The sequence below is a fragment of the Enterococcus sp. AZ071 genome (assembly GCF_050499065.1).
GTDB classification, from domain to species: domain Bacteria; phylum Bacillota; class Bacilli; order Lactobacillales; family Enterococcaceae; genus Enterococcus_A; species Enterococcus_A ferrettii.
Genome location: NZ_JBIPAS010000001.1, coordinates 2,034,621 through 2,055,042, shown reverse-complemented (window position 1 = coordinate 2,055,042; position 20,422 = coordinate 2,034,621). Strand labels below are relative to the sequence as shown.

The following is a 20,422-nucleotide window of genomic DNA, read 5'->3' as shown; positions in this document are numbered from 1 at the left end:
TTCTTAAGGAGAGGAAATATTGAAGAAAAAATTATTGACAACGGGATTGCTGGCTATTCTTATCGGTGGCAATCTAATAAATACGGCCGTCGTTTTTGCTGAAACTGTTCCAGCAAAAGCTGAGAGCCAAGAGTCAGAGTCGGTTTTACCTAGTACCACGGATTCATCAGCTGCGATACCAGAGGCGACAACGACAGAAAAAGTACCAGAATCAGCTGCCACTACTGCTTCTTTGACTGAAGAAACAACAAGCAGCAGTGAGACGGAAAGTTCATCAACTCCAAAATCTGCTGCAGCATCCAAGGCTACCAGTGTGATTACCGATTCTTTATTGGCTAAGGGAACATTGCTAGCAATGGATGGTACCGAATATAGCCAAACGGAACGGACAAGGACCTTGAATAATACACCGGTTCGGTTGATGCTGGATTTTGTGATTGAAGATCAGGATTATGCGCCAGGATCTACTTATGAGCTGACGTTGCCGGAGCATTTAGGTTTTTCAGCTGGAAGCGGCACGATTAAGAATCTTGAAGCAACCTGGCAGGTATCACCTGAGACGCGGACCTTGACGATCCAATTTGCTCAACGCATCACGGATGCAACCTTTTCATTAGAGTTGAAAAGCTACCTATATACAGATAGCCAGCCGCTAGTGGATGTAGCAATTGATAGTCAGCAAAAAAATAGTTATCCGATTGATTTATATGAGACTGTCGATCCGATTCGCTACAGTGAAACCAAAGCGGTAATGGGGCTGAACGGTACGGTTTATTACAATTTGGATCGGACTTTAGCTGGTCAGGAAACCTTGACCCTTTCCTTGACAGATACTCCAGGAGCAGTATTTGAAAAAGAGGAGCAAGCACCTTTAAGTGTTTACGAATACGATGTTGATATTAAAGGAAATGTCTTGCCGGAAAGTGAGCATTTGCTAAGTGAAGGCAGCGATTATACGCTAACCAGCAATACCTTATACGATACCTCAGTGGAAATTAATCAGCTGAATCAGCAGAAAGCATACGGCGTGCGGCATAATTTTACAACCGGACTAGAAGCTGTCACAGATTATACATATTCATACAATAAGGGCTATCCTACAACTGGCTTTGGTTCAGTTAAATTGAAGCGAACCACGGCTCAATATGGTGGTCTATCCTTAACTGCTAAAAGCAGTAAAAATCAAAAAGAAGTGTATTACCGCTCGTACGATTCAGTGATGTCTGGCAGCATGTATAATAAAGGGGATTATTCCCTCTATATTCACCAGACTCCTACGAAAATGAAGGCTGGAGAGCAAATTATTTTAACGAGTCAAAATGGTCAAGCGTTTGAAAGTATTCAACTGACAGCCAATACAGGTGCCTTTGAAATGGTTAATGTGGATGAATATTTTGATGTGAAAAAGGATGGTGCTACCGCTACTGTAACGGCGAAGAAAGACAGTACGTTGCGCATTGGAATGTTTCGGGTGAAGGTTCCCTTCAATGGTAAGGACATCATTATCAATGTGGAATCGCCATTAATAAAGGGAAAATCTTTTAAAATTGTTGAGGATACATTTGTACAGCCGATTTCTATTTTAAATCCTAACAATGTAGAAACAGCCTGGGGGAACTACACTGAAAATGGGGCCTACATGTCAGATACTACCGTGGGTGTTGAAGGAAGTACTAGTGCACCAATTAAAAATCTAGAAATTGCCATTGAGCATCCGAAGTATTTAACGCTTCGGCAGGTGCCTGAGGTTTCCTTCTATTACAAGTTGGGACAGGATTATACGATTACACCAACTGAAAAAGGTAGTGTGATTAAATTTACTACCCCGATTACGCATTCAGTTCAGATTGATTTAGGCTTTAACTACGTTCCCGACAGTCTAGCCGTAAATGTTGCAATTCCGATTGATAAACTGCCAGTAACTCTTAAGGCTGATGGGTACGAAACGATAAATACCACTGTAACTACTGGAAGGAAGCAATATTCGGAAGCGACGCTGCAGGCTAAAGAGAACCAGTTTTTGGTGAATCCTCGACAGGATACTAGAGAGAATCTTGTGGTGCAAGCGAAAGCTCCAGAAAAAACGGACGTCGTTTTTAATATTTACGATATATCCAATGATAAGGAAGTAGGCGTTTACCCTCAATATTGGTATTATGGATTGTTTTTAAAGAATCCTATGAATGAACAGGATGAAGGCTATCCAGAGGTGGCTTATGATAAAGAGAGTCAGACGTATACCTTTGATTTTGGTAATACCAATAAGCGTTACATTATTGAGTGGAAGTATGCCAATGGTTGGAGTGATGGACCAGCAGTAGCGGTTCAAGGACGGAATAAGGATCCACTTTATAACGATCGAGAATTGACCGCAACTGCTCAAGTAACCAATAAAGCTAGTACAATTATTGAAGCAGCGCAAAGTGCGGTTCCTGAAGTCAATAATCTGACCACTACTACGGTTAAAACGCAAAATATTGATGATAAGACTAAAAAGGTTGTTAATCCGACGATTGAACTGTTTACCAAAGGCAATACCAATGCGTCGATTGATTTGAACTCGATTCGTGTGTCGGGTGTTTCTCAGGAAAGCTATCAGGTTGAAGCAACTGCCACAGGGGCGAAGCTTATTTTTTCTGACTATACCTTAACGCAAAATATCGAAATAACCTATAATGTGATTTCGCAAAATGCCGGACAGGTTTCGACGGCAGCGACAATCAGCTCTGAAAGTACCGAAGGGCTTAACGAGGCATCTCGTACGGCTGAAACAGCAACTTTAAACTTGAAGTTTTCGGCTGGTGATTCTGAAGGAATCGTTTATAAAACACAAGCAGAATTCCAAGTATTTGATTCTGATGAGAAAACAAAAGCAATTTCTGAGGTGGACTTGAAGCTGGTGGATAAGGTGACGGGTCAGACGTTAACCTTTACTACTGATGAAACAGGCAGCTATTTGTTTGATGAAATTATGTCTGGTAAATACGATTTGTATGTGGCCAATGCACCGGCTGGTTATATAATTCCAGACGAATACCTTCAAGGCAAAGAAATTCAGCTGGTCAAAGAGAAAAATACGATTTTGGTGTATTTAGATCCTGTGCCAGATTTTAGCAGTGTTGCTGCTAAAGACTCAACACTTTATACTGGGGATTCTTGGACGGCTTCAGATAACTTTGTGTCAGCGACTAATACGGCTGGCGAAGAAATGACCTTGGATCAGTTAACTGTTGAAGGTACTGTGGATACTGCAGTTGCCGGAGATTACCCAGTGACTTATAAAAACGGGACTAAGAGCGCAGTTGCGATGATTCATGTGCTAGACAATCAAGAGCAGATAGCTGCTAAAGATTCGACGATTTATGCTGGAAGTCAGTGGAAATCAGAGGATAATTTTGTTTCGGCTAAAGACAAAACCGGAGCAGCCGTTCCTTTTAGTCAAGTTTCAGCAGCTGGTTCAGTTGATACAAATAAACCGGGGCAGTACGAAATTACTTATTCCTACAACTCTGCACAAGCGGTTGCGATTGTAACAGTCATAGCGGATCAGACAAGTGTGGAAGTAAAAGATTCTACCATTCATGTGGGGGATAAATGGACGGCTGCTGATAACTTTGTCAGTGCCACGAATCAGGCCGGAGAGTCGGTTGACTTGGATCAATTGACGATCAAGGGTGCTGTGGATACCAGCAAAGTCGGCAGCTATGAAGTGATCTATCAAAATGGTGCAAAGAGTGCAACAGCGACAATAACGGTGGTAGACGAGCACGAAACGATTGCAGTGAAGGATTCGACAATTTATGTAGGAGATGCCTGGGAGGCAGCTGATAACTTTGTGTCAGCAGCTGCTAAAGATGGCAGTTCGGTTGAATTCAATCAAGTGGTGGTAGCAGGCACGGTTGATCCAGAAAAGGCTGGTACTTACAAGGTTACCTATAGTAATGGAACAGCTAGTGCAGTTGCAACGATTGTGGTAAAAGACAATTTAGCAAGTCTCTCTGTAGCAGATTCAACGATCTATGTTGGTGATGGATGGCAACCAGCCGATAATTTTGTGTCAGCTGCCGATCGTGATGGCAAAGCAATTAATTTCAAAGATGTCCGATCAAAAGGTGAAGTAGATACCAATAAAGTAGGAGTGTATGAAGTAACGTACACCATTGCACAGACGGGTAAATTTAGTGAGAATCTTTTGCAAAAACTCCTAGCTACCGAAAAAACAGTAAGCGCGACGGCCAAGATTAAGGTAGTTGAGAAGAAAAAGGACGACGAGAAGACGGATAACTCTACTGGAACGAAGGATAAAGATTCTACAGATTCATCAGATTCAGTAGGTTCAGCAAATACAGCAGGTCCAACGAATACAGCAATTCGAAAAGTAACGCCAGCCAACAGCCAGACGCTTCCTAAAACGGGAGAAAAGAGTCAAACCTGGTTGTACGCTTTAGGGATTGTTTGTATAGCTGCCGCTGGCTATCTTTGGTGGCGGAAGAAAACAAAATAAATGGATAGTTGATTGAAGCAGCTCATTGTTTTTCAGAACCGAGAGCTCTTGTTTAAATTCTACAAACTACTATACTATAGCTAGTGAGAAACTTTACCAAGACAGTAGTAAATGAGAGTTGGAGGAATGAAAAACGATGAAACTAGCCATTATTCTAGAAACGAAAGAACACGAGAAAGCTTGGAACGCCTTCCGCTTTGGGGTTGCCAGCTTGAAAAAGCAGCACGAAGTCAAATTCTTTCTAATGGGTGAAGCGGTGGAAGTTGAAGCGATTGTTGATGAAGAATATGATGTACCGGCTGAAATGAAAAAGCTGGAAGAAAACGGTGGAGAGCTGTTAGCCTGCGGTACTTGTCTAAAATCACGACAATTGGAGGATCAGACCAGCTGTCCGATTTCTACAATGTTTGATTGTGTGGAAATGGTGGAGTGGGCAGATAAGGTCGTTACTTTTTAAGTGTCTCAAACAGATTCTTTGCTATCAGCTATTGAACATGCTACCTTTAACTTATAAAAAGTAAGTAAGGAGGATGAACGATGAAAGCTTTATACGATGCCGGACAAGCTGGTGGCAAGAATTTACTGTTGCTTCACGGAACAGGTGGCGACGAACGTTCATTAGTAGATATCGCCCGCTTTTTAGATGGCAGCGGCCGTATTCTCTCTTTTCGCGGCGAAATCCAAGAAGAGGGCATGAATCGCTTTTTCAAACGCAATGGCTTAAATCAATTTGATTTCGAGAGTTTGGAAGAAGAAACGGACAAGCTGCTATCTGCGATTGAGAATGAGAGTAAGGACAAAGGTGTAGCCATGGAGGATTGGATACTTGTTGGATATTCCAATGGTGCCAATATTGCGGCTCATTTATTATTGGAGCGGGAAACACCCTTGAAAAAAGGCCTGTTTTTCCATCCAATGTCTTTAGAGGTCCATACGAAGACCTTTGATTTATCCGATAAACAGGTCTGGCTGTCTTACGGCGGCGATCGTGACCCAATTGTTAGTCAAGAGTCCTTTGATGAGCTGGTCACGGCCTTCCAAAAACGCAATGGAAATGTAACTGTTGAAAAAACAAGTGCGGGTCACCAAATTAATATGGAAGAACTGCAGTCTGCCCGTAATTGGTTAGCAGGGATGTAAGCAGATTAGTTGCAAAAAGCGTTAATAATGCCTACTCTTAACTAAAGAGGAGGTCATGATTATGACAGACACAAGCAAAGAAATAAAAGATGCAAAAGACAAAACAAAGGGTAAAGCCAACGAAACTGCTGGCAAAGTCAGAGGAGACAAAAGCCAAGAGCTAAAAGGCAAAGGCCAATCCCTTGGTGCTGACCTTAAGAATGATGCTCGCCACCTAGGTGATGAGATCAAAGAAGAAGGCCACAAGTTAAAAGAAAAGTTCAGCAAGAAAAAAGAAGATTAAAATTACTGACTGACGATCCTAACGGATGGTCAGTTTTTTTGTGGGTAAAGAAAAACAGCAGCCAGCCTCTTTTTCAAGAGATTCTAGCTGCTGCCTAAGGGTCTTTTTCGAAAGACCGCTTCATGTTATTCTGTTAGGAATTTCTCAATTGCTTGACCATTCTGCTGTGCATCCAATTCAATCACACTACCACTTTCAGTATAGTCGTTGAATTGCCAAGAGCCATCCACAGGAACAGCCAAAGTTTCTACTTTTTCGGTTTCGCCTAAAGCAAAGTCTTTTCCGACACTTAACATAGTGCTTTCTGGTACGTTAGTTTCAACATATCCCAGTAGCTTGCCGGTTGTTTTAGGCAGTTTTGTTAAGGTAGTTACATTAGTAATTTGGCTGGCAATAGCCTCCATTACTTGCTGCTGGCGTCGAACTCGACCAAAGTCGCCTTCCTCGTCTTCACGGAAGCGCGAATATTGAAGCAAGGTATTGCCATCCATTTTTTGTTTGCCCTTTTCAATGAAAACACCGTCTAAATCCAAATCTTTTTCCGCATCAATGCTGACACCTTTAGGGAACAACGTATCTACGGCATCTTTGAAGTGATCAAAGTCAATAACGACATAATATTGAATCGGCAGATCAAAGTTTTCTTCCAGTGTTTTTCGGACTAGTTCAATTCCACCGTACGAATAGGCAGCGTTGATCTTGTCCATCCCGTGCCCAGGGATATCTACATAGCTGTCTCGCATGATCGATACCAATTTGGGGACCTTTTTGGATTGGTCATAGTGGGCGACCATCAACGAATCCGATCGTCCGCGGTCTTCTCCGCGGGAATCTGAACCGATAATCAGCACATTCAAGTCGTTAACGTCGGGTGCTTTTGTCCCGTTAAACTCAATGGATGCCTCAGTCGTTTTATTTTTAGATGATTCATAGCCGTTAATAAAAGAAAAAGCAAAATAGCCTTCTACGAGTACAATAACGCCTAGCAGGATCAAAAAACCCCGTTTGACAGCTTTCATAAATAACCCTCATTTCTAGTGATCTCGTGCTTATTATGAACTTTTTTCACCAGATGGGTAGTCTTATCATGGAAAGAAATCGAAACTTAGAAAAAAATCAAAAAATGTTCGCCTTTGTTCGTAAAACAATGGTTGTCTTTTATACCGTATATGATAGAATGATAAAAATACTATGAAGTGAGAGAGTGATAAAGATGAGAGAAGTCAACGTGGCTGTTGTAGGTGCATCTGGCGCAGTCGGCACACAAATGATCAAAATGTTAGAAGAAACATCCATGCCTTTAGGCGAAGTGAAATTTTTAGCTTCCTTCCGTTCTGCAGGCAAAGAATTAACTTTTAAGGGTGAAACCAAGATCATTGAAGAATTAGTGCCTGAATCCTTTGAAGGCGTTGATTTAGCTTTGTTCTCAGCAGGCGGCGGCATTTCCGCTAAATTTGCTCCAGAAGCAGTAAAACGCGGAGCAGTCGTGGTGGACAACACGAGTCACTTCCGGATGGACAAAGAGGTTCCCTTGATTGTACCTGAAGTGAATCCTGAAGCATTACGAGACCACAAAGGGATTATTGCGAATCCTAATTGTTCCACTATTCAAATGATGGTTGCTTTAGAACCTGTTCGTCAGGCTTTTGGCTTGAAACGAATCATTGTATCAACCTATCAAGCTGTTTCCGGTGCGGGAAATCAAGCGATGGAAGAGTTGAAGAATCAAACGCAAGCCTTTTTAAATGATGAACCTATGACAGCAGAGATTCTACCATGCGGTGGAGACAAAAAGCATTATCCGTTGGCCTTTAACGCATTGCCGCAAATCGATGTATTTGCAGAAGAAGGCTATACGTATGAAGAATGGAAAATGGTTAATGAAACAAAGAAGATTATGTCAGACGACAGCATCCAAGTTTCAGCAACCTGTGTTCGAATTCCGGTCTTGTCAGGTCACTCTGAATCAATCTATGTAGAAACGGAAAAACCAGCAACAGTTAAGGAGATTCAAGAGGTTATCGCCAATGCAGCTGGAGCGGTCGTGGAAGACGATCCTAGTCAACAAATTTATCCACAAGCATTAAACAGTGTTGGCAAAAAAGAAACCTTTGTGGGGCGGATTCGTAAAGATTTAGACGTCGAAACTGGCGTGCACATGTGGGTAGTTTCAGATAACCTGCTAAAAGGTGCCGCTTGGAACTCCGTCCAAATTGCAGAAAAAATGGTGGAAATGGATTTACTGTAAATAAACGCGTGATTCAGGACGTTCTTTGAAAAAAGAACGTCTTTTTTGTTATTTAAAATAGGAGGATAAAATTCTTTCGAAAGGACACTCTTTTTCTGAAAGTAAATAAAGGAGTGAAAAAAGTTTGTAAACACAGGAAAGTTTGAGGATCATGATTAAGTTGAAATGAGTAGAAGAAGATAATAAATAAAAGATTGGTTTTGTTGTATAAAATACATCTGTTATATTACGTGTTATAGTTAAAAAGTTAATGAAATATAAAATAAAAGAATTGTATTGTTAGTATATTAACATCACATGCTTGATAAATATTCTGGAAGGATAAAAATACCTTCTCGATCCTTGACATATAAGCGTTTTTCGTATAAATATCCTATACAGTTTTTAGGTAATCCAATAATGTCTTCCGGCTATAGAAAACAAATGCTTTAAATGTTTTAAAAATTGATAAACTCCTTGTTTTTTAATAATTGTTATATTATTATAATTGTATAAGAGTAAGTAGTCAGGACTTTGCCAGGGAAGTTGAGTTGAGCAACACCTAACTGGTAATTACGTCTTTGTTTTACAAGAAGGAGGTGCTCGATTCTGTTGGAAGAAAGTGAAATGGACATTCGTGAAGAAGAGAACCGAGACGCAACGGGAAGCAAAGGAAATGAAAAGAAATTACAAAAGTCATTACCACAAAAAGTTACAGGATGGTTAGCAATCGCTATCTGCTTATTGTTGCTCCCCATTCTAATAGCCAATCTGGCGATTATTGTAAAGGGCAGTTTAAACCCCGATGAGATTCCAACGGTATTGGGGTATGCACCGATGGCGGTTGTGACCAACTCAATGAACACAGGAGAAGCAGACGCAATTCGCGCGGGGGATTTAGTGATCACGAAACAAACCGATCCAGACACCTTAGAGGTGGGAGATGTGATCATGTTTAAGAATAATCAAACAGCGATCATTCACCGTATTGTTGGATATAATGATGCGTCAGACACTTTTGTTACCAAGGGTGATGCGAATAATTTGGAGGATTTAGATCCGGTAGAAAAAGGAAAGATTATTGGTAAATTTACACAGCGTGTGCCCAAAGTTGGAGATTTTATTTTATTTTCTCGAACACCTTTAGGCATGCTGATTTGTATCGGTATTCCGATAATACTGTTTTTGGGTTATGACTTTGTTGCTAAGCGTCTTACGCGTCGCAAAGAAGTTAGATCATAAATTAAAGGGGAAGAAAAGAAGGGATGAAAGAAATGAGTAATGAAAAGAAAACAATGACACAGCGCAAGAGCAATAAGTCTATAAAAACCGCTGTTTTATTATTTGGGGCAGTTTTGCTGACGACAAGTCTTTTAGGAGGTACGTTAGCAAAGTATACAGGAACAATTGGTGAAGCTAGTGATAGCGCACGAGTGGCAAAGTGGAATGTGGATGAAAAAATGAAACCATTTGATCTATTTGCCAATTCATATGTAAGCAAAGCTGGTGGAAATATTCCAGGTACTAACGAACCAGTAACAGTCAAAGGTGAGGGAACGACTAAGGTTATTGCTCCGGGTACACAAGGAGAAGCGATAATCAAAGTTGATGATACTATTACTGCTAGTGAAGTAGCCTACAAGTATAACTTTATGATCGACGCAGAGGATATGGATGGAACAAATCCTGTTTCAGCGGTAATTCCGTTTTATCGTAATGGGAATGAGAAGATTCCCACAGCACCAACTGCAGCTATTAAAGGTTGGAATGTTGACAAAAATGCAAGCAATAGTTTTGATGCTTGGCTGCCACTAGAATTTAAAGTTACTCAAGGCGCTTCAAAAATACTTTATGATGGTTTTACCAGTGGTGAAGATGGAACTGCTCAAGCCAAACGGTTAAGACAAGCCTTAACGAGTGTTGAATCTGATGTAATTTATCCTCAAAGCACTCCTAGTGATATTTCAACTATCTTAAACAATTCATCCGTCAAAATCGAGTGGAGATGGCAATTCGATCGAAATAAAGACGATCAAGATACGCAATTAGGCTTGAATGCCAACGGAACTGGAAATGAAGTACCTAATTTTGTAATTAAAATCGCTGCTGCAAAAACGCAAGTCGATTAATTCCTATTTAAGAAGCTGTTTTCAGCTTCTCAAAAGGTTGTCTAACCTTAGACAGCTTTTTGAGAGATTGAAAGAAGGGGAAAATGATGAAGAAGGATCTGCTAGTTAAAGTAAAACAGCTCTTGTTGATTTTCGCAGCGTTTTTCCTCTGTTTGACCATACACACGCAGGCTAGCTATGCTGCAGCCGAGGATTTTGTTTATGTGGAAGATCAATATGGTGAGCGTTGGCGTCCTGGTGAGATGACCAGTACCAATATTTTTACTACTATTATCGTAGATACAGCTGCCAAAACGACAGCTGACGGTGAAAAATTAATTGCTCCTGGAACGAGCGGTGAGTATTCTTTTACGATTCATAATACATATGAACATCCGATTGACTATACAGTGATTGGCAAAGATCAGAACATCGACGAATTGCCTTTGGATTTTAAGCTGCGAGTAGCTAATGGTCCTTGGATTACCGAAGGAAGTGATCGGTGGAATTTATGGTCAAATACCTTTCCTTTAAGCTATACGCGAAAGCTTGAATCTGGTATGAGTGAGACAATTAATCTGCAATGGCAGTGGCCCTTTGAGCGCAGTCGTGATCTTGGCGATACGAATTATGGAGAAATAGCAAAGACGAGAGAGTTGATTTATCAATTAACGCTAAATGTACTCGTAGAAACGGATGACGGTCAAGGGAAACCTAAACCGGTTGATACATCTGTAAATGATAGGAAAGGCTCAGGCTTCTTCTCTGACAAAAAGTGGCGGACGTATCCTCAGACTGGGGAGTCATTAGCCAAAGCCAGTATCGTTATTGGTTTTTTGATTCTCTTTTTCGTCTTTATTATTTTTCGCTTGCGCAAAGGACAGCAAGATGAAAACAATCGTTAATGGACTGAAAAATCTTATGATTGTCTTTTTACTACTGATTCTAACCTTCAATCTTTACAGCTTATACCAAAGTAAGAGTAACGACAGCCGCTTCCCAATGATACTTAGATACGGTTATGCTGTTGTGGCCTCTGGAAGTATGGAACCGACGTTGTCACAGGGAGATCTAGTGATTGTTCACGAGGAGACTGACTACGAAAAAGATGACATCATTACTTTTATTCAAGAAGGCGATAATCGAACAACTACACATCGGGTTATTGAACGTGAAGCCAAACAATTTATTACTCAAGGAGATGCCAACAATGCTGAGGATCAGCCAATTGTGGATGAACAAATCTTCGGAAAAGTGGTAGTTACACTCCCTCTAATCGGGTATATAATCCAGTTTGTGCGTACACCAGTAGGTTTATTAGTAAGTATAAGTTTGTTTTTTCTACTGTTCTACTTGGATACTCGGCGAAAATAAAAGGCAACATAGAAGCCAAAAATTAACCCAAATAACCAGTGAATGAAATCAAAAGGCCAAGCAGCTTTTTGATTTTTTTGTGCAGAACCTTGTTGTAGCAACACCGGAAAGACTTTTCTACCTAAATTTTATAGACAAATGGTCTGATTGAATTTACGATAGAAGCAGCAAAAGAACGGGAGAAGAGCATGAAGATTGGTGAACAACTAAAACAAAAACGACTGGAAAATAATTGGACACAGGCAGAGGTAGCTGAAGAGCTGTTTGTATCTGCTCGTTCAATTTCCAACTGGGAGAATGGAAGAAATATGCCGGACATTGAAAGCTTGATTCGTCTGGCACGACTTTATCGACTTTCTCTGGATGAATTATTAATGGAGGGATCGGAAATGGTAGAAGACTTAAAGAAAAAGGAACAGGCAGCACAATTGAGCCGAATCTTATTTTTTGGACCAATAATGACTAGTACTTTGCTGCTGATTTTGATGTTCATCCTGCCAAGTGGCTTGAATCGAGGTTGTCAATTTTTGATTGTAGCTGCGGCGGGCACAAACTTTGTTCCATGGCTTTATCTAAAAATGAAGATTGATCGGTTAAAAGGTCGTGAGCATGACTGGGAGAAAGAGATCAGAAACAGTAAAATAATCGCCTTTGCGGCATTAATTCTGATCTTACTTTTTGTCGCTTATCTGTATACGCTATAATTCTAAAAAAATAGGCTGCTCGAGACTAAAAAGACACGACTTTTTATCCTTTTTCACTATTTCCTATATATTTTTTATACACTTTACCTTAAAATTGTGAATGAAAGTTCTTTATTGGAGGATTGTGATGAAAAAAAGGCAAAAGGTTGTTGTTTACGGATTGATTTTAGTGATCCTGCTAGCTACAGGGATTAGTATAAAAATGGGATTGAGTAATCGCAGTGAAGAACAAAGTGAGCCGCCCGTTCAGAACACTGTCAGTCCTTTAACGGAAAAAGAAGAGGAACAATTGAAACAGGCCGATAGCTTGGCTATGCAGTACGATTATGATGGTGCAATCAAGCTGCTTCAAGGGCAGGATTTCACAGGAGTGGAAGAACGGTTGCTTGATTACAAGCTGCGAAAGAATGAGACCATTATGTGGTCTGACCCTGCGCTGTTTTCACACCTATCGATGCAGCCGCTTGTTCCTCTGCCGGAAAAAGCCTTCAGCTCAACTGGAACGGTGGATTATCAGGGCAATCATGTAACGACGGATGAATTTGAACGTCTGCTTAACGAATTATATGAACGAAACTATGTACTGGTGCGCTTGTCTGACATTGTGAAAAAAACGAACGATGGCACGTGGCAATTTGTCGGAGTGGCTTTGCCGGAGGGGAAAAAGCCGCTAATTTTGTCTCAAGAAAATGTTTCTTACAACGAAGAAAACTCTGAAGCAGGACTTTCCAGTAAATTAGTAGTGGATAAGGACAATCGGGTGAAAAGTTGTTATCGGGCTGGTGAGAATGAACTGGCTGGAAATTATGATATGGTACCTTTAGTGGATCAATTTGTCTGGAAGCATCCGGACTTTTCTTATCGCGGATCAAAAGGAGCTTTGGCAGTAACTGGTGCAGACGGTGTTTTTGGCTATAATGTTTCCGCAAAGAAGAACACCAAAGAGAAGCAGCGGGCAAAAGCTGTGGCTGATCGTTTAAAGGAAACCGGCTGGACACTGGCTTCCTACTCATGGGCACCAATCAATTTTGACCATTCTAGCTTGGCAATGATTCAAGCGGATACTATTAAATACCAAGAAGAGGTGGAATCGGTTATTGGTGAGACACCGTTGCTTTTATTTCCAGCAGGTTCAGATATTGGTACATGGCAGCCATATAATGAATACAATCAAGCGTATCTTTATTTAAAGGACGCAGGTTTTTCTGTCTTTAGCCAACAAAACGCCACCCAAGAATCCTGGGGAGAATTCACCCCAGAGTATTACCGGAATTCACGGATAATGGTAACCGGAACGGCTTTGGAGAACGGGCATTCCAGTTTGACGCCATTTATGGATATTGCAGATGTAATAGATAAAGAAGTACGGGGATTCCCCTAAGTAAAGGAGGCTGAAGGCCTTCTTTTTTTGTAAGCAATTTAAAAAAAGGGGCAAACCTTCAAAATGAAGAAAAGTTTTTTACCTAAAAACTTCAAAGTAGAAAGCAAGGATGTTTTATCTATCGTCAATCGGAACAGTTTGCGATTTTGAGCTTCTAAATCTTTTTAAGGGTTTCAACAGATTCTAGCTCTGTTCATGGTTTTTCAGCAAAAATCATGTATAATAGCTAGTGAGTATAAGCACAGACCGAACTGTTACGGGGTCTGAGGAAGCTGAAACCAATAGATAAAAAATATAAGAGGTGGCTATTTTTGAGTACAATCAAAATGATCCCCTTCAGCGGAGTACGTGAAAATGGTAAAAACATGTATGTGGTTGAAGTGGATAACGATATTTTTGTCCTAGATTGCGGACTAAAGTATCCAGAAAACGAACTGTTGGGAATCGACATTGTGATTCCTGATTTTACCTATTTAATTGAAAATGCTGATCGAGTGGCGGGAGTATTCTTAACTCACGGGCACGCAGATGCGATCGGTGCTTTGCCTTATTTAGTATCTGAAGTGAATGTTCCAGTTTTTGGTACGGAGCTGACGATCGGATTGGCGAAGTTAAGTGTGAAGGACAATGAAGACAGCAAAAACTTTAAAGATTTTCATGTTATTGATGAGCATACGGAGATTGATTTTGGTTCAGCCAGTGTCAGCTTCTTCCGGACAACGCACACAATTCCAGATTCCGTTGGGATTAGCCTGAAAACCGATGAAGGAAACGTCGTTTATACTGGTGACTTCAAATTTGATCCGACGGCTATTCCAATGTATGCAACCGACTACCGCCGCTTGGCAGAGATCGGATCGGAAGGTGTCTTGGTGCTATTCAGTTCTTCTTCTAACGCTGAAAATGCGATTCAAGTCGCTTCAGAACGAGAAATTTCCGACGAAGTATTCGATACCATCAAATACTGGGAAGGCCGGATTATCGTCGCTTCGGTTGCGAGCAACCTGCAACGGGTTCAGCAGGTGCTAAATGCCGCTGAAAAAGCCCATCGCAAAGTAGTACTAACCGGTCAAGATTTCGAACGAATTATCCGTACAGCAATGCGTTTAGGCAAGTTGGAAGTTCCTGAGGATTTGTTTATTACTCTGAAGGAAATGAAAAAGTACAAGCCTGAAGAATTAATCATCCTAGAAACTGGACGCATGGGTGAACCAATTAAGTCGTTGCAAAAAATGGCGAACGGTTCTCATCGCAATATTCGCATTGAAGAAGGTGACTTGGTCTACATTACCACTACACCAACTACGGCAATGGAAACAACTGTGGCAAAGACTGAAGACATGATTTACCGTGCTGGTGGAATCGTGAAGAATATTTCAGAAGATCTGCGCGTTTCTGGCCATGCGAATCCCCGTGATTTGCAGTTGATGTTGAATTTTATGTCACCGAAATACTTTATTCCAGTCCAAGGAGAATACCGTCAATTAGCTGCACATGCTGATTTGGCTCACGAATTGGGGATGGCTTACAAGAATATTTTCATCACAGGACGAGGCGATGTGCTGGAGTACAAGAACAACCATCTAAGCTCATCCGGCAGTGTTCCTGCGGATAACGTCATGATTGACGGAATTGGAGTAGGCGATATCGGTAATATTGTCCTGCGTGATCGTAAAGTTTTATCTGAGGATGGTATCTTTGTCATCGTCGTAACGATTGACCGTAAAGGCAAAAAGATCGTTTCAGCCCCACAAATTACGTCACGAGGCTTTGTTTATGTGAAAGCAAGCCGAGATCTGATTAAAGAAAGCGGCGAAATAACCGAAGAAATCGTTGTGAAGCATTTGCATTCGGATGATTTTGAATGGGCCAAACTGAAACAAGATATCCGTGACAAGCTAAGCCGCTACCTATTTGAACAAACCAAACGTCGTCCGGTGATTCTTCCTGTCATTATGGAAGCCAATCAACGCCGTGGACGCCGCAAATAAATAGTAAGCTAGAAGACACAGTCGAACGTAACAATCGTTTGACTGTTTTTTTTTGACTCTTGAAAATACCGATCTCCAGAAGTTAGATTTTTGGTCTAACTTTTGGGGGTCGGTACATTTTCTTATCTATTAAGGTAAAGCAGGCAAACTGTCCATCCAAAAAGGCTCTAAGTTGTTCCCGTCTAAATCTACCACTTCCAATTGAAACATGTGCTCTTCTGGAATATCCATATCCAGTTCATAGAAATTGCCTCCATTTGCTTTTGCTGTTTCAGCAAACTGTTTGACAGCATCTGCATTTTCCATGCTGAAAGAAATCAGGGCACCACTTTTCAATTTGGTATCGGGAATTTCTTTGTGATCTAGAAACTTGCGATAGAAATTATGAGTTAAAAGCATGACGAAAAAATTTCCGTCCCAAACCATCGCACTTGATTCTTCATTTGAAAAATCATCATTTTTTTTGAACCCTAATGCTTGATAAAAAGCAGTAGAGTCTTGAAGATTGGACACTGGAAAATTAACAAAAACCGCTGTTGTCATTGTTCAATCAGTCCTCTCCATTTATAGTTCCTAAATAGTCTCATAACTACAGGAAAGTTGTCAAAAATAAAGGATTACAAGAATGATCTCGGGTTTGAATTCAGAATCAATGATGGTCAGTAAAAAGGGACCGCTAGAAAAAAACCAAGGAGAACGGGCTATTCTTCTTAGGCTTTCTTACGTTTTTAACTTATTAATCATTCTTGAAAATACCTAGTGATAGCGATTACTTTTACTGCTATAATAAAGAAGCTAACAGATAACTGAATCGTGAACGGTGGCTATCTCTTGGGAGGTGGTACTTATGGAGATAAGTACAAAATCTGAAGAAGGGAGAGGCCTTTTGTCAACTGCTGAAGCTTTGCAGCTGATGCTGGCATTTGGTGGCTTTGTGCTAACCTTTGTCGGCGTAGTTGTAGCTTTAATTGAACTAAAAGACAAAAGAAAATAACCGTTCAGCGATACCAAGATACGGTTATTTTCTTTAACTAGAATTTCTGTAGCTGCCGTTCTTGAAACGGTGTTCAAGTTAGCATTAGGGGCATGTTACCAGCATGCTCCTTTTACACCTCTATAGTAGCATTTTCTGCTTAAAAAGTATAGCACTCCATCCATAGAAGTAGTCTCGAGAACAAACAGTAACGCCAATCTTTACTGACGGACTAAAGCCACAAATAAGCAAAAATGAAACGCAATCTAAAGGCTCACTCTGCACAAGACTCTCTTCAAAGAATCAATGACTACAATCCATCACTAAAAAAACAACTGGTTCATTCAATTATCAAAGATCGCAGACTGCCAACAAAACGGCAGAAAAAAGCTAAATTCCAACCTCAATTATGTAGAACTTTTCTACTCAAAGCAGAGGTGCTGCGCGCATAACACCTCAAAAGCACCGTTTAAGACGGTGACTGTGAGTAGAGGTTGGTATTATTTCTTGTTGTGTCGATCAAGGGTAATGATCAAGGTCGCAAAAGCAATTGCCAAGGTCAACGCCTGATACACAGTCATGGCGGGAAATCCTTTCCTAGGTTAAGCATTTTTTTCGCATCCCTCCTTTATAGAAGTTCAGCCACCGCCATAAACACTGCTAAGTCAGATATCACCTCCTTTACAAACCACAAGGGCAGGGTGGGAAATCACTCTAGCGTTTTTTCTTTTTGCCTTTTTTCTTCTTCTTGGCTTCGTGAAAGGCTCGGACTCGATCAACTTGGGCCTTTCTTGGGTTAACGGGCTTCTGGATTGTCTGATTATCGATTATTGGCGAGTTACTTTCTGTTTCATTCGATACAGTTTCCAGTTGTTGGGATGAAGCACTTGGTACAACAACGGAAACTTCATTAGGCGCTGCTTTCTCAACAACAGCTGCCAGTGAATCAGAGTTCAATAAAGGAGCCTTCAAAGAAGTAGTTGACACCACCGCTTTTTTCTCAATTGACTTCATTGTTTCTGGCACTTGAACAATGGTTTCCGCCGTTCTTGGTGCAACAACCTCTTCTTGAATTATTTCTTCAAGTACATTTTCTTCTGGTTTTATTTCATTTAAAACAGGTACTTCAGAGATTTGCGGTGCTTCTTCAGCTACAATATGAGCTGAAAAGATATTGCTTGGATCAGCGATATAAGCTTCTGGTGTTGGCTTCGATAGATCAAAAATCGGTGTTTCAATAGTTTCCACGAATTTCGCAGAAACGACCTTAGTAAATTGTCGGATTCCGTCTTTCTGAAATAGATTTAACGTAGTTATGGTGTCTAAGGCTGTTTTGATTTCCTCTGGACTCTTCGTTGGATCTGGATCATTGTAGCCCCAGCGATGGGTTCTTCCTGCGGCATTTTCAAATACGGCTGCTAGTTTAAACATATTTTTTTCTCTCCTTAATTTTTTTATCTTTATATAGTAGTTTTTCAGGAACTTTCTAAAGTGTCCTGTTCATTTCCTTCAACACTTGACGGGATGACTTCCATTAATTCTGTAGTGACATGTGCAGGTGGAAAACACCGAGCTGATAAGATCTCCCACTCATTCTCTTCAAAATATTCTCTAAAGAAATAGAAGTAACGGCGCAGGGCACGAGTAATCCGATTGTTGGCAAAAAGATGCTTAACTAAATCCTGCAGGAATAATTCAAAATCAGATTCGCCTAGCATATGGCGAACTTTCATGGCTAACAATAGTTGAATCGTCACAGAACTATCCTGGGTTTCTTGATAGTAATGAACAATTTGTTCTTCTAGTTTGTTGCTTTTTAAATGAAATAGTTGGTATTGAGTGAAAGGCTGTTCAGTCATCGGTGGTTTCCTCCTTCAGCTCCCGCGGCGCTCTAGCCGCGGGGCATACTTGTGTTTAAAATAGTGGTGTTTCTTTGGTAGTAACAAATTCTGCACTTTACACTGAGAAGAACTGGCGGATGCCATCCTTCTTGAAGAGGTTTAGAGCAGTTAGTTCTTCTAAGCTTGCTTTGACTTCTGCTGGAGTCTTAGTAGTATCCGGTTCGTTATAGCTCCAGGTGTGCGTTTTGTCCGCTTCGGTTTTGAAGCGAGCGATTAGTTTTGTTTCGGGCATAGCTTCCTCCTTGGGTTTATTTAGTAACACGAGTTTGGTTGGTGACAATGATGCTGTCTAGACTGCTGCCATCTCCTGCTAAGTCAGCCATGACTTCGCCTAACTTTGTAATGTCTGCTTCTGCTGGGTTTGTGACGATGTTGCTGAAGTTCACTTTCTTTTGTTTGTCTTTGCCTGCTTGTTCGATTTGTACTTGTAATTTGGTGCCTAACTGCTGGATCATTTGGGTTCCTCCTGTGAGATCATTTTTTTGTTCCGGCCGGTGACTAAACAATAAACTAAAGGAATAAAAAAACAAAAGGAGACTTTTGCAAAATACCAGAGACTTTTGCACGATTTTTTTGGAGACTGTTGATTTGATCGCAAAGTATAATTTACTAAAAATAAAAGTCTAGGGGGATTTGCAAAAGTCTTGTGAAAGTAACGAATAGCCAATAATCCTGCTATGATAGGGATTGTTGGCTAAAAAGGCTTCTGATGGAAATTGATGTACAGTGTAAAAATAACTATAGAAACAAAAAAAGAATAACTATATCGAAAATTCTGGGGATATAATAAGGGCAATTTCTCCAAAAAAATCGCTGCAGATCCTTAGTTAAAAACAAGAATCTGCAGCGATCTTTTTAATTAATAGTAGATTGTTTCGTTTTAAGCTAATACAGTCGAGCCTCTATATCTGGGCAATCCGCTAGTTGTTGATACCAAAGTAGATGTTCCTCTAATTTGTAATGATTGAAAAACATGCCGGGACTCATGTGCCAGCGTTGAAGCAGGTCTTGGGTGTTTAGCAGCTGTCCAACTGGTGTAGCAGGAAGAGAAACGTAGTCTAAGGGACAGCCATCTGATTTTAAACTGGAGGCATAGTCTTGCCGATACGTCGCCAAAGAATAGACAGCTTTGCTGGCTAAATTGATTAATGAACGTTTGGAAATCGGCAGCTCCCAGAGTCAATCCGTGGGTCAGGATCACAGAGCAGATCCCTGCCTCCTCTCGAACGTAATCAATAGCTAAATGACTGAACCAGCTAGATTCTTCCGGTTTAACAATCGGGAATAGAGCAAAATGCTGATTCACGATGGGTACCTTTAATGATGGTAACGCCTTCAACGATTGGCAGGTTCGTCGCATCAGGTGATAATCCATTAAGCGATGCGTTTTAAAGAATGTATTGATGGTTTCTAAGGGATTTTCCTTAGATAAATAAAGCAGTTTTTCTCGTATAACCAGCGACCCTTTTCCATAGAGGACAAACGAGGATGCTTTGTCCTCTATCGAACTTAACCCAGTTTTTTGGTAGAAGATGATCCAATGTTCTCCGGTTGAAAAGTGCCCAGCTGCAAAATCAGCGAAGCTTTCCTCGATTAACTGACGATCATGATTTTTGGCAGCATTTTGAACATCCATAATATACTTGTCCCCTTCTTTGGTATATTCTAAGATATCTCCATCCTGCAAGCCACATTCCTTAGGGAAAAGCACCCCAGCTGATTGCCTATTTTTCGGACCTTTAGTTCGCCCATCATAAACCACTCCTTCTTTTTTATCAGAACATGTTCTAACTCTTGCAGTAAGCTGTGGCAACATATTGCTGCTATTTTTTTGAA

The 20,422-nt window shown here is 40.7% G+C and carries 20 protein-coding genes and 1 pseudogene; 13 read left to right on the top strand and 8 right to left on the bottom strand.

What is annotated here, in order from left to right; translation table 11 throughout:
• The first annotated feature begins 19 nt into the window (after positions 1-19).
• From IGI49_RS10140 to IGI49_RS10125, 4 genes are all read left to right on the top strand, one after another.
• Positions 20-4,504, top strand: coding sequence for a bacterial Ig-like domain-containing protein (locus IGI49_RS10140; RefSeq protein ID WP_429964379.1), 4,485 nt, complete (start codon positions 20-22; stop codon positions 4,502-4,504).
• Between the two features lie 136 nt (positions 4,505-4,640).
• The gene (locus tag IGI49_RS10135) at positions 4,641-4,961 is read left to right on the top strand and encodes a DsrE/DsrF/TusD sulfur relay family protein (protein ID WP_207704142.1); all 321 of its coding nucleotides are present in this window, start codon (positions 4,641-4,643) and stop codon (positions 4,959-4,961) included.
• Positions 4,962-5,041: 80 nt separating this feature from the next.
• Positions 5,042-5,644 carry an alpha/beta hydrolase gene (locus IGI49_RS10130; RefSeq protein ID WP_429964378.1) on the top strand — a complete coding sequence of 201 codons (603 nt, stop codon included), beginning with the start codon at positions 5,042-5,044 and terminating at the stop codon, positions 5,642-5,644.
• Positions 5,645-5,699: 55 nt separating this feature from the next.
• The gene (locus tag IGI49_RS10125; protein WP_429964377.1) at positions 5,700-5,927 is read left to right on the top strand and encodes a CsbD family protein; all 228 of its coding nucleotides are present in this window, start codon (positions 5,700-5,702) and stop codon (positions 5,925-5,927) included.
• Between the two features lie 125 nt (positions 5,928-6,052).
• Here IGI49_RS10125 and IGI49_RS10120 read toward each other — a convergent pair whose 3' ends face one another.
• Positions 6,053-6,946 carry an LCP family protein gene (locus IGI49_RS10120; RefSeq protein ID WP_429964376.1) on the bottom strand — a complete coding sequence of 298 codons (894 nt, stop codon included), beginning with the start codon at positions 6,944-6,946 and terminating at the stop codon, positions 6,053-6,055.
• A gap of 194 nt (positions 6,947-7,140) precedes the next feature.
• On the opposite strand from IGI49_RS10120, the gene IGI49_RS10115 reads away from it, so the two are divergent.
• The 8 genes from IGI49_RS10115 to IGI49_RS10080 all read left to right on the top strand — a co-directional run bounded on the left by IGI49_RS10115 (position 7,141) and on the right by IGI49_RS10080 (position 15,712).
• Positions 7,141-8,175: an aspartate-semialdehyde dehydrogenase gene (locus tag IGI49_RS10115; RefSeq protein WP_207704145.1), complete on the top strand. Its 1,035-nt coding sequence runs from the start codon at positions 7,141-7,143 to the stop codon at positions 8,173-8,175.
• A gap of 591 nt (positions 8,176-8,766) precedes the next feature.
• Positions 8,767-9,396 carry a signal peptidase I gene (locus IGI49_RS10110; RefSeq protein WP_429964375.1) on the top strand — a complete coding sequence of 210 codons (630 nt, stop codon included), beginning with the start codon at positions 8,767-8,769 and terminating at the stop codon, positions 9,394-9,396.
• 32 nt (positions 9,397-9,428) lie between these two features.
• Positions 9,429-10,283, top strand: coding sequence for a hypothetical protein (locus tag IGI49_RS10105; protein WP_429964374.1), 855 nt, complete (start codon positions 9,429-9,431; stop codon positions 10,281-10,283).
• An 83-nt stretch (positions 10,284-10,366) separates the two neighbouring features.
• A complete protein-coding gene (locus IGI49_RS10100; RefSeq protein ID WP_429964373.1) occupies positions 10,367-11,167 on the top strand; it encodes an LPXTG cell wall anchor domain-containing protein in 801 nt (266 codons plus the stop codon).
• A complete protein-coding gene (locus IGI49_RS10095; protein ID WP_429964372.1) occupies positions 11,151-11,636 on the top strand; it encodes a signal peptidase I in 486 nt (161 codons plus the stop codon). The genes IGI49_RS10100 and IGI49_RS10095 overlap by 17 nt, the downstream gene beginning before the upstream one ends.
• Positions 11,637-11,824: 188 nt before the next feature.
• Positions 11,825-12,340 carry a helix-turn-helix domain-containing protein gene (locus IGI49_RS10090; protein ID WP_429964371.1) on the top strand — a complete coding sequence of 172 codons (516 nt, stop codon included), beginning with the start codon at positions 11,825-11,827 and terminating at the stop codon, positions 12,338-12,340.
• A gap of 127 nt (positions 12,341-12,467) precedes the next feature.
• Positions 12,468-13,721 carry a hypothetical protein gene (locus tag IGI49_RS10085; RefSeq protein WP_429964370.1) on the top strand — a complete coding sequence of 418 codons (1,254 nt, stop codon included), beginning with the start codon at positions 12,468-12,470 and terminating at the stop codon, positions 13,719-13,721.
• Between the two features lie 311 nt (positions 13,722-14,032).
• The gene (locus tag IGI49_RS10080) at positions 14,033-15,712 is read left to right on the top strand and encodes a ribonuclease J (RefSeq protein ID WP_429964369.1); all 1,680 of its coding nucleotides are present in this window, start codon (positions 14,033-14,035) and stop codon (positions 15,710-15,712) included.
• 129 nt (positions 15,713-15,841) lie between these two features.
• Here the strand turns inward: IGI49_RS10080 and IGI49_RS10075 are convergent, their stop codons facing one another.
• Positions 15,842-16,255 carry a VOC family protein gene (locus IGI49_RS10075; RefSeq protein ID WP_429964368.1) on the bottom strand — a complete coding sequence of 138 codons (414 nt, stop codon included), beginning with the start codon at positions 16,253-16,255 and terminating at the stop codon, positions 15,842-15,844.
• Between the two features lie 304 nt (positions 16,256-16,559).
• Between IGI49_RS10075 and IGI49_RS10070 the strand changes: the two genes are divergently transcribed.
• On the top strand, positions 16,560-16,706 hold the full coding sequence (locus IGI49_RS10070) for a putative holin-like toxin (protein WP_010758334.1): 147 nt from the start codon (positions 16,560-16,562) through the stop codon (positions 16,704-16,706).
• 479 nt (positions 16,707-17,185) lie between these two features.
• Here the strand turns inward: IGI49_RS10070 and IGI49_RS10065 are convergent, their stop codons facing one another.
• The 6 genes and pseudogenes from IGI49_RS10065 to IGI49_RS10040 form a co-directional block, all read right to left on the bottom strand.
• Positions 17,186-17,266 (bottom strand): putative holin-like toxin, encoded by an 81-nt coding sequence (locus tag IGI49_RS10065; RefSeq protein ID WP_242704509.1) that lies wholly within the window; start codon positions 17,264-17,266, stop codon positions 17,186-17,188.
• Positions 17,267-17,399: 133 nt separating this feature from the next.
• Positions 17,400-18,116 (bottom strand): DUF2922 domain-containing protein, encoded by a 717-nt coding sequence (locus tag IGI49_RS10060; RefSeq protein WP_429964367.1) that lies wholly within the window; start codon positions 18,114-18,116, stop codon positions 17,400-17,402.
• Positions 18,117-18,160: 44 nt separating this feature from the next.
• The gene (locus IGI49_RS10055) at positions 18,161-18,544 is read right to left on the bottom strand and encodes a hypothetical protein (RefSeq protein WP_429964366.1); all 384 of its coding nucleotides are present in this window, start codon (positions 18,542-18,544) and stop codon (positions 18,161-18,163) included.
• A gap of 97 nt (positions 18,545-18,641) precedes the next feature.
• Entirely contained in the window at positions 18,642-18,818 is a 177-nt protein-coding gene (locus IGI49_RS10050; protein WP_429964365.1) for a DUF2922 family protein, read from the bottom strand.
• A 16-nt stretch (positions 18,819-18,834) separates the two neighbouring features.
• Positions 18,835-19,041: a hypothetical protein gene (locus tag IGI49_RS10045; RefSeq protein WP_429964364.1), complete on the bottom strand. Its 207-nt coding sequence runs from the start codon at positions 19,039-19,041 to the stop codon at positions 18,835-18,837.
• A 1,106-nt stretch (positions 19,042-20,147) separates the two neighbouring features.
• Positions 20,148-20,338 (bottom strand): annotated as a pseudogene (locus IGI49_RS10040) (AbrB/MazE/SpoVT family DNA-binding domain-containing protein); the annotation flags it as partial.
• Between the last annotated feature and the right edge of the window lie 84 nt (positions 20,339-20,422).